Here is a 1,820-nt window from a genome sequence, read left to right on the forward strand (position 1 = left end):
CGCGCCGACCTCGTCGTCGTGGGCGGCGGCCTGACCGGGCTGTGGACGGCGCTGCGCGCCAAGGAGCGCGACCCCGACCGCGACGTGCTGCTGCTGGAGGGGGCCGGCGTCGGGTGGGCCGCCTCGGGGCGCAACGGGGGGTTCGTCGCCGCGAGCCTCACCCACGGGCGCGGCAACGGCGAGCGGCACCTGCCGGCCGAGGTCGACCGCCTCGACGCGCTCGGCCTGGCCAACCTCGACGCGATCGAGAAGTCCGTCGCGCAGCACGGCTGGGACTGCGGCTGGGAGCGCACCGGCTCCCTGACGGTGGCGACCGAGCCGTACCAGGTGGAGCAGCTGCGCGGCCAGCCGGGTTTCCTGGACACCGACGCCGTCCGGGCGCAGGTCGCCTCCCCCACCTACCTCGCCGGGGTGTGGACGCGCGAGGACACCGCGCTGGTGAACCCCGCCCACCTGGTCTGGGAACTGCTGCGCACCTGCCGCGAGCTCGGCGTCCGCGTCGCCGAGGACACCGTCGTGCGCGGGCTGCGCTCGGACGCGGAGGGCGTGCACGTGCGCACCGGCTCCGCCACCGTGCACGCCCGGCACGTCGCGCTGGGCACGAACGTCTTCCCCGCGCTGCTGCGGCGCTACCGGCTGCACACGATCCCGGTCTACGACTACGTGCTGGTCACCGAACCGCTGGACGCCGTCCAGCGCGCGGCGATCGGCTGGCAGGGCCGTCAGGGCGTGGACGACCTGGCCAACCAGTTCCACTACTACCGCCAGACCGCCGACGGCCGGATCCTCTTCGGCGGCTACGACGCGATCTACCACTGGGGGCGCTCGCTGTCGGCCCGCCACGACCAGCGGGCCGAGTCGTTCCAGACGCTGGCCGCGCACTTCTTCCAGACGTTCCCGCAGCTGGAGGGCCTGCGCTTCACCCACGCCTGGGGCGGTGCCATCGACACCTGCACGCGCTTCTTCCCGTTCTTCGGCACCGGCCACCGCGGCCGCGTCGCCCACGTCGCCGGGTACACCGGGCTCGGCGTGGGGATGACCCGCTTCGCCGCCGACGTGCTGCTCGACCTCCTCGCGCGCGAGGAGGCGGGTCCCACCGAGCTCACCGAGCTGGAACTGGTGCGCAGCACGCCGCTGCCGTTCCCGCCCGAACCGCTGGCCTGGGCCGGCGTGGAGGTGACCACGCGCTCGCTCGTGCACGCCGACCGCCACGAGGGCCACCGCAACCTGTGGCTGCGCACCCTCGACCGGTTCGGCCTGGGTTTCGACTCCTGAGCGCCCGCCGCGCGCTCCCCGGCCGGGGAGCGCGCGGAGCCCCGCAGTTCAGAACCCGGGTTCAGGACTCGATGTTGGCCATCACGTGCTTCAGGCGCGTGTAGTCCTCCAACCCGTACACCGACAAGTCCTTGCCGTACCCCGACTGCTTGAACCCCCCGTGCGGCATCTCCGCCACCAACGGGATGTGCGCATTGATCCACACGCACCCGAAGTCCAACGCCGCCGACATCCGCATCGCCCGCCCGAAGTCCCGCGTCCACACGCTCGAGGCCAGCCCGTAGCGCGTCCCGTTCGCCCACCCCAACGCCTGCGCCTCATCGGAGAAGCGCTGCACCGTGATCACCGGCCCGAAGACCTCCTCCTGCACCACCTCATCACCCTGGCGCAACCCCGCCACCACCGTCGGCTGGTAGTAGAAGCCCTCCGCCAACTCCCCCCCAGCGCGCCCACCGCCGGCCACCAGCTGCGCGTGATCGGGCAGGCGGTCCACGAACCCGCTCACGTGCGCCAACTGCCGCGCACTGTTCACCGGCCCCACCGCG

2 protein-coding genes are annotated in these 1,820 nt (G+C 73.2%); one reads left to right on the forward strand and one right to left on the reverse strand.

Features of this window, described 5'->3' with window-relative positions; all coding sequences use genetic code 11:
- A partial coding sequence (locus GTQ99_RS22815) for an NAD(P)/FAD-dependent oxidoreductase (RefSeq protein ID WP_166617954.1) occupies window positions 1-1,275 on the forward strand: 1,275 nt, incomplete at its 5' end.
- A gap of 61 nt (window positions 1,276-1,336) precedes the next feature.
- Here the strand turns inward: GTQ99_RS22815 and GTQ99_RS22820 are convergent.
- A partial coding sequence (locus GTQ99_RS22820) for an aldehyde dehydrogenase family protein (RefSeq protein ID WP_166617955.1) occupies window positions 1,337-1,820 on the reverse strand: 484 nt, incomplete at its 5' end.

It is taken from the genome of Kineococcus vitellinus, assembly GCF_009906315.1.
Taxonomy (GTDB): Bacteria; Actinomycetota; Actinomycetes; order Actinomycetales; family Kineococcaceae; genus Kineococcus; species Kineococcus vitellinus.